This is a genomic window from Enterococcus sp. AMC1086 (assembly GCF_058216575.1).
In genome coordinates, this window is sequence record NZ_CM177100.1 from 3,217,866 (window position 1) to 3,233,076 (window position 15,211).

The 15,211-nt window shown below is 34.7% G+C and carries 15 protein-coding genes; 2 read left to right on the forward strand and 13 right to left on the reverse strand.

Features of this window, described 5'->3' with window-relative positions:
• The first annotated feature begins 136 nt into the window (after positions 1-136).
• Complete coding sequence (locus AC4BC4_RS15010) at positions 137-1,120, forward strand: tRNA dihydrouridine synthase (protein ID WP_490476244.1); 984 nt, start codon at positions 137-139, stop codon at positions 1,118-1,120.
• A gap of 163 nt (positions 1,121-1,283) precedes the next feature.
• Here the strand turns inward: AC4BC4_RS15010 and AC4BC4_RS15015 are convergent, their stop codons facing one another.
• From AC4BC4_RS15015 to AC4BC4_RS15055, 9 genes are all read right to left on the reverse strand, one after another.
• The gene (locus tag AC4BC4_RS15015; RefSeq protein WP_490477386.1) at positions 1,284-1,991 is read right to left on the reverse strand and encodes a DUF6287 domain-containing protein; all 708 of its coding nucleotides are present in this window, start codon (positions 1,989-1,991) and stop codon (positions 1,284-1,286) included.
• Positions 1,992-2,313: 322 nt separating this feature from the next.
• The gene (locus AC4BC4_RS15020; RefSeq protein WP_490476245.1) at positions 2,314-4,470 is read right to left on the reverse strand and encodes an InlB B-repeat-containing protein; all 2,157 of its coding nucleotides are present in this window, start codon (positions 4,468-4,470) and stop codon (positions 2,314-2,316) included.
• Positions 4,471-4,820: 350 nt separating this feature from the next.
• The gene (gene rpiB / locus AC4BC4_RS15025; protein ID WP_490476246.1) at positions 4,821-5,267 is read right to left on the reverse strand and encodes a ribose 5-phosphate isomerase B; all 447 of its coding nucleotides are present in this window, start codon (positions 5,265-5,267) and stop codon (positions 4,821-4,823) included.
• Positions 5,268-5,269: 2 nt separating this feature from the next.
• Positions 5,270-6,358, reverse strand: a complete 1,089-nt coding sequence (locus tag AC4BC4_RS15030; protein WP_490476247.1) for a zinc-binding dehydrogenase — start codon at positions 6,356-6,358, stop codon at positions 5,270-5,272.
• 47 nt (positions 6,359-6,405) lie between these two features.
• Positions 6,406-7,674, reverse strand: coding sequence for a PTS galactitol transporter subunit IIC (locus tag AC4BC4_RS15035; protein WP_490476248.1), 1,269 nt, complete (start codon positions 7,672-7,674; stop codon positions 6,406-6,408).
• Positions 7,675-7,776: 102 nt separating this feature from the next.
• Positions 7,777-8,073, reverse strand: coding sequence for a PTS sugar transporter subunit IIB (locus tag AC4BC4_RS15040; RefSeq protein ID WP_438757908.1), 297 nt, complete (start codon positions 8,071-8,073; stop codon positions 7,777-7,779).
• Positions 8,070-8,570, reverse strand: coding sequence for a PTS sugar transporter subunit IIA (locus AC4BC4_RS15045; protein ID WP_490476249.1), 501 nt, complete (start codon positions 8,568-8,570; stop codon positions 8,070-8,072). The genes AC4BC4_RS15040 and AC4BC4_RS15045 overlap by 4 nt, the downstream gene beginning before the upstream one ends.
• A complete protein-coding gene (locus AC4BC4_RS15050) occupies positions 8,542-10,632 on the reverse strand; it encodes a BglG family transcription antiterminator (protein WP_490476250.1) in 2,091 nt (696 codons plus the stop codon). Before AC4BC4_RS15050 ends, AC4BC4_RS15045 begins: the two co-directional genes overlap by 29 nt.
• A 382-nt stretch (positions 10,633-11,014) precedes the next feature.
• On the reverse strand, positions 11,015-11,299 hold the full coding sequence (locus tag AC4BC4_RS15055; RefSeq protein WP_490476251.1) for a hypothetical protein: 285 nt from the start codon (positions 11,297-11,299) through the stop codon (positions 11,015-11,017).
• A gap of 7 nt (positions 11,300-11,306) precedes the next feature.
• On the opposite strand from AC4BC4_RS15055, the gene AC4BC4_RS15060 reads away from it, so the two are divergent.
• Entirely contained in the window at positions 11,307-12,293 is a 987-nt protein-coding gene (locus AC4BC4_RS15060; protein WP_490476252.1) for a glycosyl hydrolase family 65 domain-containing protein, read from the forward strand.
• Between the two features lie 169 nt (positions 12,294-12,462).
• On the opposite strand, the gene AC4BC4_RS15065 is transcribed toward AC4BC4_RS15060, so the two are convergent.
• The 4 genes from AC4BC4_RS15065 to AC4BC4_RS15080 all read right to left on the reverse strand — a co-directional run bounded on the left by AC4BC4_RS15065 (position 12,463) and on the right by AC4BC4_RS15080 (position 15,114).
• Complete coding sequence (locus AC4BC4_RS15065) at positions 12,463-12,642, reverse strand: hypothetical protein (RefSeq protein ID WP_490476253.1); 180 nt, start codon at positions 12,640-12,642, stop codon at positions 12,463-12,465.
• 229 nt (positions 12,643-12,871) lie between these two features.
• The gene (locus AC4BC4_RS15070; protein ID WP_490476254.1) at positions 12,872-13,645 is read right to left on the reverse strand and encodes a tropomyosin; all 774 of its coding nucleotides are present in this window, start codon (positions 13,643-13,645) and stop codon (positions 12,872-12,874) included.
• 683 nt (positions 13,646-14,328) lie between these two features.
• Positions 14,329-14,655, reverse strand: a complete 327-nt coding sequence (locus AC4BC4_RS15075; RefSeq protein WP_490476255.1) for a hypothetical protein — start codon at positions 14,653-14,655, stop codon at positions 14,329-14,331.
• A gap of 12 nt (positions 14,656-14,667) precedes the next feature.
• Positions 14,668-15,114, reverse strand: coding sequence for a CHAP domain-containing protein (locus AC4BC4_RS15080; protein WP_490476256.1), 447 nt, complete (start codon positions 15,112-15,114; stop codon positions 14,668-14,670).
• Positions 15,115-15,211: the final 97 nt, after the last annotated feature.

Consider the following 15,211-nt stretch of genomic DNA (forward strand, 5'->3'; position numbering starts at 1 on the left):
ATTTATACAAACTCTTTTGGCACAACGTTGCCCTTATCAGCTTATAAAATCTTCTCTTTGATTCTTTCTAGTATTATTAGTATAATGAGTGTGTTTTTCAAAATCTAACCGAAAGTAATAGAGTGGAGAATATAGAATGATAAATAATTTTTGGGCAGAATTACCAAAGCCTTTTTTTGTATTAGCACCGATGGAAGATGTGACCGATGTTGTCTTTCGCCACGTCATAAAAGAAGCAGGGGCACCTGATGTCTTTTTTACTGAATTTACGAATTCTGATAGTTATTGCCATCCAGACGGGAAAGAAAGCGTGCGTGGACGCTTAGTTTTTACCGAAGATGAACAGCCGATGGTCGCTCATATCTGGGGTGATAAGCCTGAATTCTTCAAAGAGATGAGTATTGGCTTAGCCGAAATGGGCTTTAAAGGGATCGACATCAATATGGGCTGCCCCGTTCCTAATGTAGCAGGACGTGGAAAAGGAAGCGGTCTTATTTTACGACCTGATGTAGCGGCTGAATTGATTGAGGCAGCAAAAGCAGGTGGAATACCCGTCAGCGTTAAAACTCGAATTGGTTATGCCAAAATAGCTGAAATGGAAGACTGGATTACACACTTGCTGAGACAAGATATCGCGAACCTATCGATCCACTTGCGAACCCGAAATGAAATGAGTAAAGTGGATGCACATTGGGATTTGATTCCTCAGATCATGGAAATCCGTGATCGTGTAGCCCCTCAAACACTGATTACGATCAATGGCGATATTCCTGATCGTAAAACTGGTTTACAACTTGCGAAACAATATGGTGTAGATGGGATTATGATCGGCCGCGGTATTTTTAAAAATCCTTATGCATTTGAAAAAGAACCAAGGGAACACTCTGCTCAAGAGTTGCTTGGTTTGTTGGAGATGCAACTTGATTTGCAAGATCAGTATGCTGAGATGATTCCCCGCTCGATTGTTGGCTTGCATCGTTTCTTTAAGATTTATGTTAAGGGATTTCCTGGAGCTAGTGATTTACGAGTGAAATTGATGGGGACGAAATCTACGGATGAGGTTCGGGAGATTTTGAAGGAGTTTTATAAACAGAAGACACGTGAGTCTTTCACAGAATGATATTGGTACCAAGTTTTGTTTTAAGCGCTCTGTAGACATAGAGCGTTTTTTCTTTTTACTATCGAAATTCAGGAAGTGCAAAAAAAGTATGATAGAAAAGGGATCACAACAACTAAGGATATACCTTAAAATTGTCGAACAGATTCTTTCATGCTCGGATGACTTAATCGACTTTGTAGTAAACATACGCTGCTCGAACAGAGGTAGCTGTATTTTGAGTACCCACAGCTACAATTTTATCTCTGTCAATATCTCCTTCTACTATGTCCCCTACTATACCGTTTGGTAAAAAGGATACATAGATTACTGCACCAGGGAGATTACTTCTCAAGGAAATAAACCCTTGATTCTCTTCAATCCCTAATTGTTGTTCATACGATTTAACTTTGTTGCTATCCCCCATGTAGGATAGTATTTCAGGTGTACCATCAGGTGAATTTAGTTTGGGAATATCTATGTTTAGTCCCGTTATTCCTGCTGGTTGTTCTTGATTAGAGATGTCTGTAAAAGTCATTGTATTATTTTCTACATAGATTGTCTTACCTAATCCGTTTTCCCACGTCCCATTCAGGCTTGAATAATCTCCTTGTTGAATTTGAGCAAGATTCATTACTTCTGTTACGACTTTTACTTGCTCTTCTTTTTCCGATGCATTTAATTCATCAGCTTCTTTCGTTTCCAGAACACTACTCGATTGCTCAGTCGTTATTTCTGTGGTTGCTTTAGCTTCTTTACTACTAGCAGTTGATTCTGTCATGACTTTAGCACTAGATGATTCAACAGTATCTGCACTTGATTTATCTAAATGACTACATCCCACTAATTCCCCCAAAAGTACCGTACAAAAACCGAACAAAATAGTTCTCTTCACTTTTTTCAAAACAAATCCTCCAAGTCATTATCTAAATTTAAGAAACCCTTTAACTAGTCAATTCATTCTGAGATAATCTAGGACTTCCTTATCTCTAAACAAATATATTTGTCACTCTCATAGTAGTACACATCGCAAGCTGCGTCTATCTTCCAGAATCTTCTTGGGTTAAATGTATTGAACTGCCTCTTAAAGTTAGAGAAAAACTAACTTTGAGAGACAGTTCAATTGCTTTAAAATATTTTTAAGGTGATCGGTATTGATCCATTAAAATCATGTGAGTTTGGGCATACTTAAGAGACATCGAGTAAAAAGGTATTCTTTAATCCCAGTTAAATTTTAGATATTTTTTATAAGATGCAATAGCTAGATAACCGAACAGCAAGAATCCCAATATACTTAAAAAATTTAATTTTTCTCCAGTCTTTGGTAGTGAAGTTGATCTCGTCGAAGGAGGATCTTCTTTTTTTGAAGTATCTTTATGCTCTGAATCTATTGAGCCAGAATCAATCGTTTTCCAACGTGCATATAATAATAGATCATCGTCCGGCATAGTCATTTTTTTAAAATCCCATAAATCATCATGTGCATCGTACCATCCAGCAAAGCTATAACCAGAGCGGGTAGGTTCTGACTTTGGTTTTTCTATATACGATCCAACTGCTACATTTTGTGCTGTTGGTTCCACACTTGTTCCGCCATTTAAATCAAAGGTAACAGTATGCGTATTTATTCGCCATTGTGCATACAGCGTTAAATCATTATCTGGCATTACATCTGTAGAAAAATCCCATACTTTTGCTGACCCATCTACATTCGTACTCCATCCAGAAAAAGTATAGCCAGAACGAGTCGGTTCAAGCGTTGGGGCGTTTATGTGCGCTCCAATTGCTACACTTTGCACTGGGGGTAGGACGCTTGTTCCGCCATTTAGATCAAACGTAACAGTACGCATATCCATTCGCCATTGTGCATATAGCGTTAAATCATTATCAGGTGTTATACCAGTAGAAAAATCCCACACATCTTCTAATCCATCTGCATCTGTACTCCATCCAGAAAAAGTATAGCCGGGCCGCGTTGGTTTAGGCGATGGTTCTTGCAGGATATCACCCACAGCTAAATGTTGGGGCATCGGTGTCTCACTGGTTCCACCATTTAAATCAAAATCTATAGTTGTAAAAAAATTATTATTATCTTGAAAAAAAGAAAGACCAATACTGTCATCTAATGTTGCTAGCCCAAATAAGAACGTCGAATAGTCAATACCTTGTATTGAATTCGCTCTCCATGTGGGATCTTCAACGCTATACCTCCAAAGGATTTCTTTAGAATTATCAGATTGTAAACGATAAATTCCTTTTTTATTTGTGTATAGATCGAATAAGTCTTGAGTGCCACTACGATTCACAGGTAAAAAACCTGCAATAATATGAGGCGAAATGGTTATTGATTGGTTGTTGTTTATTGCATCCGCATGATACCCATATCCTTCTGGAGAAGCTCCAGGACCATTTCCCCATTCATAAGAAGCCGTTTTTTTTGTCTCTTCACTCCAAAGCTTATCTGCTTTATAGCCATTTTCAATGTAGACATTATACTCGTTTGATTTAGAAAACATATTCACCATATAATAAGGAAACAGCAATGTAAATGATGACAAATAATGTTCTGAATGATCCGTTAAAAGGCTTATATCAGCAAATGTTTTATTTAGAAGTTTGTCTGGTGTTGCGTAATGATTTTGCCAGAATTTGACTGCTTTACTTTCTGGATCAGCTCTATTTTGATTATAAGCCAACCATGCTACAATGATGTATTCATTATAGGGTAATGTTATTGAATTCAAACCACCAGTTCCATCTTCATTCATTGTAAGATAAATGCCACCAGTCTCAACATCCGCAATTGCCGCTTCAAAATCAATAGAATGATAGAGTTTAGCAACCGCCTCACTTAACGCTTCATCATTAAAATATTTTTCAGCAAACATCGCACCCACTAAAAATATTGCTGTATCAATCGTGCTATATTCAGAATTCCATTCTTGTGTACCTGTTTCCATATTGATGAAATGCCTGTAAAAACCATTTGCTGTTCTATCAGCATGAAAACCTGCTGTTTGATCTGTCATCGTTGCTACAGTTTGTCTAGTTTTTTCCAATGCACGTTCTTCCCAATTCTTTTTATCGGCAATCGTTAATGACATCAAACCCACACCTGTTGCAGCAACTGATGAAGGGTGATAATTTTCACCAGGTTCCAGCAATATACTATCTCTATAAACACCTAGATCATTTCTTAAATCTTTAAAAACATCATAACTGTTTCTATATAACATACTTAATCGTTCATCTTTCATAGCTTGTACTTCCGTATTTTGATTTTTTTCATCATTTTGAGCGAATGTATTGATAGTAAAAGATAACGATAGTGCAATTAATGAAAGAAAAATTATAAATTTTAGTCTATTTTTCACTTAAAAGCTCCTTTTCATTTTTTATCGAAACGTTTCGATAACATTGTACAATAATACCATTGAGAATGCAAACGCTTACCTGATGAAATGTGCATATAATTTTACTTGATAACTTACTTTTAGACACTAATAGTGACTATACTAAAACTAGATATAAGAATAGATATCTACCAAAATTTCTCTAAATAATTTGAAAGGATTTGAATTTCTGACAAATAGTATATTCTTACAGTTAAATAATTTTGAGTAATTTTTATGTACTTTACACTCAAAAAAAAGTGGGCCAAGAATCAGATTTTTCTCTGACTCTTATCCCACATTCTCTTCTTTTTATTCTTTCAATTTATCACTTAATTCCCATGTTCAATTTTTGAAATTTTGTCCACTCTTCTTTGATGCCGTCCTTCTTCAAAAGATGTATTCAACCATACATCAAGAATCATCAATGCCAAATCTTCCCCAATAACTCTTTCTCCTAAGCAAAGAATATTTGTATCATTGTGCGCTCTTGTTCTCTGAGCGGAAAAAACATCCCCAACGACTGCTGCTCGAATTCCTGGTATCTTATTGGCCGCAATACTCATGCCAATTCCTGTTCCACAGCATAAAATACCTAAGTCTACCTCTTTTTTTATGACAGATAAACCTACTTTTTCAGCATAATCTGGATAATCTGCTGATTCAAAGGCATTATGGGTTCCTAGGTCATAAATATCTATGCTATTTTCATGTAGATGGCTGATGATCCTATCTTTTAAATGGAAACCACCATGATCATTCGCAATAGCCACTTTCATTCTTACACCTTTTTTCTTTCATTTAATTCGCCATTATTAGACTCAAGTAACACTTTGATTTCATTACCATCCATAACATCAATAAACGCTTTTCTCCACTCAGATAATGGATAAATTTTCGTAACCATTTCATCAATATTGATTGCACCTTTGGCAAGTAAATGGATAGCGATCGGCCAATCAAACGGATTTTGTGAACGACTCCCGACGTATTTGATCTCTCTCTGAATTGTCGATTCAATATCTAAGGCATTCATCTTTTGTTTGAACAGCCCTACTTGAACAAACATCCCACCTTTTTTCATTAAAGGTAAGCTAGCATTTACTGCTTGAATAGAACCCGACGCATCATAAATTTTATCCACACCATATCCTTCAGTCGCTTCATTTACAATAGTAGACAAATCATTTTGTTGAGTATCAATAATGATGTCAGCCCCCATTTTTTTGGCTAAATCCAGGCGATGTTTGTCTTTCGTTATTCCTGTCATGATCACAAACGAGCCAATCTCTTTAGCAATTTGCAAGAGCAATAATCCAATAGGTCCAGGTCCAATGATAATAATTTTATCTTGAAGAACCAGCTGACTTTTCTGATACATAGCGTGAACACAACATGCTAGTGGCTCGGTCAATGATGCGCCTTCATAACTTAAATGATCCGGTAAAGTATGAACGCTTTCTTCTCTTGCGAGTACATAATCAGCCATGCTCCCATTTTGCTGTGTACCTAGTCCTTTACGTTTCGGACATAAATTATATTGTTTTTCTTCACAATACTCACATTCACCACAAACAGAAAATGTTGTTTCACTCGTTACTCGATCACCAACTGACACAGATGTTACATTTTCTCCTACTGCTACGACTTGGCCAGAAAATTCATGCCCTAAAACAACTGGGGTCGTTGGATTTTTATACTCTCCCTTAAATGTATGAATATCTGATCCACAAATTCCTGTATAAGCTACTTTTATCAACACTTTATCGCCTATCGCTTCTGGAATTGAAATTTCCTTTAGCTCCATTCGATCATAACCATCTGCTACTTTTGTAACAGCCATCATCGTTTTAACTTTTGTTTCTATCATATGAATCCCTCCAGTAATCTTCTACCATTCACTTTTATAGCAATCGTTTAAAATACTGCATTGTATAATTCTGACAGTTTTAAGACTGCCCAGTTTAAAATATTTCCACCAGTATCTAAGTTTGTGATTTTTGCAGCACCTTCTGGAAATTCTACGATTCCTTCAACCATTTGAGTAATAACAGGTGCAAAATTTGTAGCCATCCACAGCGCAAAAACCATTACAACGGTACATGAAATCACTGAATGGACAATATTTCCTTTTCTACTAGGTACGATCATTCCAACAAAAAATGGTATTGTTGCTAAATCTCCAAAAGGTAATACTCTATTTCCTGGTAAAATAATTGCTAAAAAGAGTGTGATCGGAACCATTAATAATCCCGTTGCTAAGGTTGCAGGTGAACCTGTTGATAATGCTGCATCCATACCTAAATAAATTTCACGATCACCATATCGTTTTTGTAACATTTTTTGTGCACTCTCTTGTATTGGAATTAGCCCTTCCATCAATATTTTTACCATTCGAGGCATTAAAAACATCACGCCACCCATCGTCATACCCATTTGTAAAATACCAGGAATATCATATCCACCTAGTGCGGCTAAAGTGGCTCCAATAACAATTCCCATGATCATTGGTTCTCCAAACACACCAAATCGTTTTTGAATCGTTTCAGGATTAACGTCTAAATCCTTGATACCTGGTATTTTATCTACTAACCAGCCTACTGGGATACCAATTACAGCATAGCCCGCAGTCGATCCTGTTGAAAAACTGACACCTTCTAAGCCATAATATTTTTGAACTGCTGGTGCAGTCTTATCTGCAATAATTAGAACGATTATCTCATAAGCAATTCCACATAAAATACTGAACCACCAATTTTTTGTGACAACATACGCTGTAGACGTTGCAGCAATCATATGCCAATAATTCCAAATATCGATATTTAAGGTTTTCGTTTTATTTGCGATCAACATTAAGACATTCACCAGTAAAATAATTGGTATCATGACTGCTGACAGTGGTTGTGCCCATGTTCCAGCAGCAACTGCCGGCCATCCAGCATCTATAATCGTCAAATTTAAACCAAATCGTTCCACCATTGCCTGAGCAGCCGGTCCTACGCTTGACGTTAAGAGATTGATCACTAAATTGATCCCGATCATCCCAATACCTACAGTCAAACCTGAAACCATTGCTTTTCCAGGTTTCACTTGAAAAATCAGACCAATAATAAAAATAATAATCGGCAACATTACACTAGGTCCCATATCCAAAATACTTTGAACTACATCCATTAATACATTCATAAAAGAATCCTCCTAGCCTATTTTTGATGTGAAGCTATTTCTTTTTATGCGCGCATTTTATTTTTATTTGCTTACATTATGAGCTCTTATAACGTAAGTTGATCAACCATTTTGAATATCACGTACCAGTGAAACAATTTTTTCTTTTAATTTTTCTTCACCGATTCCTGTTAGAAACGGCATCGCCATCACAGCTGGAATTGAATAATTTGTCGGTAAAACCGTCGTTGAGATCAATAAATCAGCATTGTCTTGCTTGGAAGATGCTTCTGAGATTTTTATTTGATAAAAATTCGCTAAAATATTGTTTTCTTTAAATAGATCCTCAATTTTCTTCATAACTACAGTTGACGTTGCGATTCCTGCCCCACAGGCAACTAATACATTTAATTTTTTCATGATTTTTTCTCCTCTTCTTTGTTGTTTAATTCAGCAATATAGTCAATGACTTCTTTCTTTTCTGTACTATTTAGTAGCCTATCTAAATGCGTTTGATTCTGCATCAATCCCATCAATGTTTGCAGCATACTCAATTGCGTATGCGGTTGGTTGAGTCCTAAAAGAAAGATAATCTTCGCTTGGGTAGTTTGGTTTTTATCATCCATTCGTTGGAATTCGATAGGTTTTTTATTCGTTATTATTGCAACAAATTCCTGTAACACACATTCCGAGTCAGTATGAGGAATAGCAGCACCTATCGTTTCTAGCTGAATTCCTGTCGGGTATTCTTCTTCACGTGCTTGTACTCTTTGTAAAAAGTCTTCTCGAACTAGTCCTTGTTTAAATGTACTTTGATAAACATCTTCGAACAGTTCTTCCTTTGATTGATAATCCTTTTGCAAAAATAATAATGACTCTTGTACTAAGTCATTGAGCTCTAATTGCCTTACTTTCATTTTTTTCCCTCCCGTAGATCAGCATAAATTCGTTGATTACTTGAACAATCTCTTTTTTTGACGATGCTCTTTCTAGCTTAGCAATGATCTGTTCTTTCCCCGCTAAATCCATTAATTGTAACACTGCATCAATGTGTTTTTTCTTATCATTTGAGGCTATAAGAACAACGAGATAGATTTTTTTTTCGTTAAACGGAAGTCCTTTTTGTATAATACCTAAGCTCATTCCTACGCCTAATGCTCCATATTCCGCTTCAGTATGAGGCAATGCAATGGTCTCTCTTAATACAATATGTGCTGGAATGGTAGGATAGTCTGTGATAATTTTAGAAATATAGTATGGGGTAATGATTTTTTTCTCCACTAATGGTTTGCCCAATGCTTCAATTGTTTGCGCCCAACTGAGGTCTTCTGTAAATACCTGAACGTACTCTTTCTTTAATAAGTCAGTCAATGTCAATGGAAGATCTTTTTCACCTGACCATTCATTATCGATCATCTCCAGCAACTCATGGTAGAGGCTTTGTTCATCTTTTATGGCCCCATGTTTCTTTATAATCTTAATGATTTTTTCTGGAGTTAAAACGGTTTTCTCTGCATTTTCAATTTTTTGGAACACTCGTTGACGCAATTGTCGTTTTTCTATTTCAGTTAAAAAGCTCTTAACTACAAATAACTGTTTATCTGTTTGGATCGGCGTAGCTGAAAAAACATAATTTACCTCTGGATTTTGAAGATAAAATTCTCGAATTGACATCACGGGTAAAAAATTAAGTTCAGGAAATAATTTTCGCAATGTTTTTTCCAAAAGAATAGAAACAGAAATCCCATTTGGACAGACAATCGCTGCCTTTAACTGCTTATTTATTTTTGTTGAATCACTTGTATCTAAAATATGGCTTCCAATAAATAAAGAAATAAAGAATACTTCGACATCAGGAATTGGTTTATTGAAAAATACGTTTAAAGGATGAAGAGATTCTTTTACTAAATAAAAAAGTGACGTCATCTGTTCTCTATTAGCTTCATAGAAAAGATTTTTTAAGTTCATTTGGTATTTTATTCTGTAATACGCAGGTTTCATATGTTGCATTAACTGATTTAGTAATTTGGCTCTGTGTTCAATTTTAATCGCTGAACCTTTTTCAAATAATGTAAGTACTTCATTCAGAGCAAGTTCCATTCTCGTCAGTTCACCTTTAGTTAAGGTATCTGAACTTGAGACATTTGTTGCTAGTAATTGGAGCGTCAGATAGATTTTTTCCTCTTCGCTAATGTAAATGTTTCCAGTAATTTCTTTCGTTGCCTTGTATTCTTGTGTATCAACTAGTACTTCAAAATCAATTTCAAAATTATATTTGATTGTTTTTCCTTTTGCGATCCTTCTTAGAATCAAAGGGAAGTAATATGGTAGAATCGTCATTTGTTCATCTGTAAAACGAACATTTAATTCCTTTTCAATTGTTTCAAATTTTTCCTTGTAACATTTAATATCTGCCCCATCTAATTGAGCAAATTCACCGATTCGATCACTACTATTTGTACTTCCAGCTAAAAGATTTAAGGCATCTCTTAGTAACTGTCGCTTATCCCATTCCTTTCCATCGATGTAGTAACCACGCGCCCTTGAATAGTTTAGTTTTAGATGATACGGGGTAAGATTTTGCTCTACTTCTTTTAAGGAACGCAGCACCGTATTTTTACTGAACTGCAAAGCATCTATTAAATGATTCAACGAAATGAACTCTTCTTTGCTTAATAGCATCAGTTCAAGTAGATACATTCGTTCCAACGTAGAAAACAGATAAAAATCTTGTTTGGTGATAGTCGTTTTCTTGGTTTGATATTTCTTTCTTACTTCATTAGGAACAATAAAATAACCGCTTTTGGTTCGCTCAATTTTTTCCAGCTGTTGCTCTTTTAGCCAATCATTGATTTTTTGACTATCATAATTTAATTGTCCTCTACTAAGATTGAATTTTTTCATTAACTGTTTGCTTGTTTCTTTAGGATTGTGAAGGATTGACATAAATAGTTGATTGCTTCGCTCATCCAGATTCATATACATCTACTCCTTGATATAAATTTACACGAAAACCGCTTACATTTCTATGAGGATTGATTCCCAAATTTTTTTTTCTGATTCTGCATCATAGTACCGAACTACATTTTATCGAAAAATAGCTTGGATAGCGATTTTCAAGTATTAAATAACAATCAATAAACGTCTATATAGAAAAACAATGATCCTATCAAAAGAGATGTTTATGCGCGTTTTACTCTATTAAAAGATTGAATCTGATTAAAAGAAAGAAATTATTTCAGCTGCTAAATGATCAAAAAAGACACCTTCCAAAAATTGGAGAGTGTCTTAAATAATAGTCGATTTAAAAGAAAGCCCATCAAAACAGATCTTCTATTACTGAAAGAAATTTTTAGGTCAGTTATTCTATTACTGGCTCTACTATAACAATCAATGATTGTTCCACACTGACGGTTTCAGGTAGCTTATTTAAATCCAGCTCAAGTTGGTCATCTAAATAGATCTGAGTAATCGTTCCACCATACCGTTTAGCTAGATCGATCATTGAGACTTGTTTAACCTGAGCGTCGTGATTAAAAATAAATATACTATTTTGTTTTGATTTGAAAAAATGATGATCAAAGCCTTTTTCTTCATTAAAAAAATAGGAGGTCGTTTCTTCCAAAAGTGGCCGCACTGGTGACATTGATTTTATGGAAAAATATGGATATGAATTGATTATGGCGACTGCTATCTTTTGGCAATCACGACTTGAATGGAACAAAGATTTACAACGTTATGAAATCAATGAAGTGATTGGTCCTGACGAGTACAAAGAACATGTCGATAATAATGCGTTCACCAACTATATGGCTTATTGGAATATCGAAACAGCTTTACATTGTTACAACGAACTTGCTCAGGAAAAACCAGATCTATTGAAGACGATCAATCAAAAGTGGCCTTTAGAAAAATACGTTGCTTTATGGCAATCAGAAAAAGAGAAGATTTATCTACCAAAACCAAATGCAGAACTTATTATTCCACAAGATGATGATTACTTGGCAAAAGCAGTCATCGATTTAACCAAATACAAAAATGATGCTAACGTTGGTTCACTATTTTTAGAATACAATCTTGATCAAGTTAACGAGATGCAAATTACAAAACAAGCTGATGTTTTAATCTTGCTGTACCTTTTAGATGATTATTTTAGTAATGAAGTGAAAAGAGCCAATTGGGACTATTATGAGCCAAAAACTATGCATGATTCGTCATTGAGTATGTCCACTCATAGTATTTTGGCTTCTGATATGGATGATGCGACCTTAGCGTATGATATGTTTGAGAAGGCTTGCCGTATTGATATGGGACAAAATCCACATTCTAGCGATCATGGCATTCATTCTGCTTCCTTAGGTGGTATTTGGCAATCAATTGTCTTTGGTTTTGCAGGGGTACGGTTACGCCATCACCATTTGGAAATTCAGCCAAAACTACCAATGAACTGGAATCAAGTCTCCTTCCCACTCTATTGGAAAGGCTATCACATCAAGATCACTGTTGATAATAAGGATATAACCTTTGAAAACCTATTGAGTAAACCCGTAGAATTAGAAATTAATAAACGAAAACATACTATCCTTACCAATCAAAAAATAGCTTTCCCATATAAGAAAGAAAAAATAGTATTAGGCTAAACTTGAAATGCAACAATACGTTTATTTGATTTTCCTACTCAAAAAGGAAAGTTTATTAAAAAATCAAGTCTCTCGATAATTTCACAGAAGACGATCAATACAACAAACGTAGAGTTCGTCTTCTGTTCAAATTACTCGCTCTTAAACAACTTTGTCACAACGTTTTATACTAAATACCATTTTCAAAATAGTTATTACTTATCTCATCCAAAGGAACCAGCAAACGCTTTGCAATTTCAACCATTTTTTGAACAGAAACAATATCTGATTTACCAATAATCAACCCTCCTACTGCGAATTCACTAGACGGAATACTTATAGTTGCTCGGCGCTGATTTTCTTGATTCAATTCATCGATTTGACTTCACTTTTGATTTATCAACTACCAACAATAGCGTTTAATTTCTTTTTGTACTTGTTCGTTCTCTCTTTTCCTGATATACGCATTTCTTTGTTATCCACCATTTTATTTCTTCCTTGGGAAATAAAAATAGATCAACCACCCATTAAGACGATTGATCTCCATAATAATAAAACCTATTTATTTTTTGATCCAAGTCTACAACTCTAGTGATTGTCTAGTATGTTACCCAAACTTCGTGAACACCGTTATTTTGACTGATTCCATCCGTTATTATTAGTCGAGATGAATTGGATAGATAACCATAATAAACTTGGCTACCACCGCCATTATCCCATTGAATATCAATTTTCACATTGGAATTAATTGTTTTCGTTGCTGGCATACTTGATGGATACATTGTGTCAGTGTTATAACTTAACGCACTTGTTGAATAGGCTGTGATTGAAGCCGTCCCGAAATACTGCGTGCCATCGTAGTTACTTTGAGTGACTCCTCCATTGCCTGCAATCGTTAGGCGGCTCTGTTTTTGACCCTCTTGCAAATAATAGAATACATACGTATTCGCCCATTTTGCTAAATCTCCAGTAAAATTTGAAGACGTGTTATCTTGTGTTGTTGTCGCAGATTGATTTGCTTGATTCTCTGATTTTTGGTTTTCACTTTGTGCTTGTAAACCTTTATTATTTGAGCTAGACAAATTTTCTACTATTTCTTTTAACGCCTCATACTTTTCGTTACTTAAAACGCTTACTGGAATAGTAGCTAATTTTAGTTCAGATTCTTTAAATTCTCCTTCTATATTTAATTCTTTTGCTTTTTTTACAATTTCATCGTACTTTTCCATTTCCTTATCGGTTTCACTTGTTTTTTCTGTGGATCGTTCTGAACTAGTTACTCCACTATCAACACTTACTTTTGATTTTACTTCCTCTGTACATCCAGCTAACGTAAGTAACAACAACCCTATTACCAAAACACTTTTTTTCATTCTACTTCTCCCCCATCATGATGTATTTCTTTTATTATATTACATAATCGGATAAAAATTACATTTTATACTTATTTTTATTTGATTATCACTAATTGACTGATACAAAGCAAAGAATAAAACGGCTTTAGTGTTAGTATTAAATCCTAGAGCATTTTTCGTAGAAACAAAAATAAGCTAAGATTCTCAAAGGGAAGATTGATTTGAATGAAGAGTTTTTTATAGACTGTTATCAAAGTGTTAACATCACAGATATCTATAATTTCAAAAAAGTACTGAATAAATTATATTAACTTCTGTAAAAACCAATCGTCTGAAATTAACTTAACTATAATTTCAGACGATTGATTTTATATTACATCTTGGAATTGTTGAGCAAGTAAATTAATAGAAAAGGTGAAACAATGCAAAGTATGGATAGCAAAACTAAAAAATATAAATATTTTTTTGAATAGAGTATAGATAAAATGATTGTTATAATCACATAAATTATACCAGTAGTAGCATAAATAATTGTTCCGTTACCAGAAAAATCATGATAACTTGCTTTAGTTATTACGCGTAATACGCTAAATGAAATAAAAAAAGCAAAAACTCCCCAAACTATAATAAAAAAAGATCTTAATATATTCATCGTTTAACTATCCTTTTTCATTCTTATTTTTAACTACATCGATTATGAACTATGCAGACCATGTTCCTACATGAGCAGGTCTTGAGTTAAAGTATGCTGGTAAATCATACGGACTTACTATTAATGGTTGTTTCATACCTCCTACTTGAGCGGCAGCAGAAGAATACCAATAAGCTTGCCAAACTATTTTAGAGCAATAGGTTGGATTTTTAGACCATATATTTGTATTTATTCCATATGAATAATTTTTTCCTCTATAATTATTTATAGCCCACTGATAAGCTACGTTGGGTTTATATTTAGCGGCAGGTCTATAAATTTTAGTCCATTGTCCTTTTTTACTCATATATTTTTTTGCCCAATCAATAATGGACATTGCAGCAGGCGTCTATCCCCCACCTTGTATACTTAAAATAGTTCCATTGTTCAGAAAGATTCCTGCATGCCCAGTTATCCCCCCGAATGAAGTCCCATTTGTAATCATAATATCTCCAGGTTGTGGATTGCCAGCAACTGAGCGTGCATTTGAAGCTACAGGATCAGTTGGCGGTACAGCAGCGGCTAATTCTCTATACATTTCAAGGGTTACATCAGAACCTAAGTACCCGCTCTCTAGCAAAGAAGCGTATTGCTCTTTTAACTCAGATTCCGTTTTTTGAGGGGCTGATGATCGAGAAAAACGTGATACATTCTGTTCATTTTTTTCAAACTCATCTAGCTCTTTTCCAGTTAAAGCGTACTTATCCATAAAACTACTTAAATCATTGGCATATACTTTTTTTGAAGATGAGAGTAAAAATACAGCAACAAACAACAACAACATAAGTTTTTTCACAAATGATAAATCCTTAATATTTTCATTAGAAAACAATTATATTATGGAACGTTTTTATTGTCAATCTTTTTTCAAGTCAATATGAAATTTAATTCAG

What these genes read in the sequence shown, in the direction of transcription:
- AC4BC4_RS15050 (WP_490476250.1), bottom strand. Translation starts at nt 10,632, where the DNA reads ATGAATCTGGATGAGCGAAGCAATCAACTATTTATGTCAATCCTTCAC.
- AC4BC4_RS15060 (WP_490476252.1), top strand. Translation starts at nt 11,307, where the DNA reads ATGGAAAAATATGGATATGAATTGATTATGGCGACTGCTATCTTTTGG.
- AC4BC4_RS15010 (WP_490476244.1), top strand. Translation starts at nt 137, where the DNA reads ATGATAAATAATTTTTGGGCAGAATTACCAAAGCCTTTTTTTGTATTA.
- AC4BC4_RS15035 (WP_490476248.1), bottom strand. Translation starts at nt 7,674, where the DNA reads ATGAATGTATTAATGGATGTAGTTCAAAGTATTTTGGATATGGGACCT.
- AC4BC4_RS15045 (WP_490476249.1), bottom strand. Translation starts at nt 8,570, where the DNA reads ATGAAAGTAAGGCAATTAGAGCTCAATGACTTAGTACAAGAGTCATTA.
- AC4BC4_RS15055 (WP_490476251.1), bottom strand. Translation starts at nt 11,299, where the DNA reads ATGTCACCAGTGCGGCCACTTTTGGAAGAAACGACCTCCTATTTTTTT.
- AC4BC4_RS15040 (WP_438757908.1), bottom strand. Translation starts at nt 8,073, where the DNA reads ATGAAAAAATTAAATGTATTAGTTGCCTGTGGGGCAGGAATCGCAACG.
- rpiB (WP_490476246.1), bottom strand. Translation starts at nt 5,267, where the DNA reads ATGAAAGTGGCTATTGCGAATGATCATGGTGGTTTCCATTTAAAAGAT.
- AC4BC4_RS15075 (WP_490476255.1), bottom strand. Translation starts at nt 14,655, where the DNA reads ATGTCCATTATTGATTGGGCAAAAAAATATATGAGTAAAAAAGGACAA.
- AC4BC4_RS15070 (WP_490476254.1), bottom strand. Translation starts at nt 13,645, where the DNA reads ATGAAAAAAAGTGTTTTGGTAATAGGGTTGTTGTTACTTACGTTAGCT.
- AC4BC4_RS15030 (WP_490476247.1), bottom strand. Translation starts at nt 6,358, where the DNA reads ATGATAGAAACAAAAGTTAAAACGATGATGGCTGTTACAAAAGTAGCA.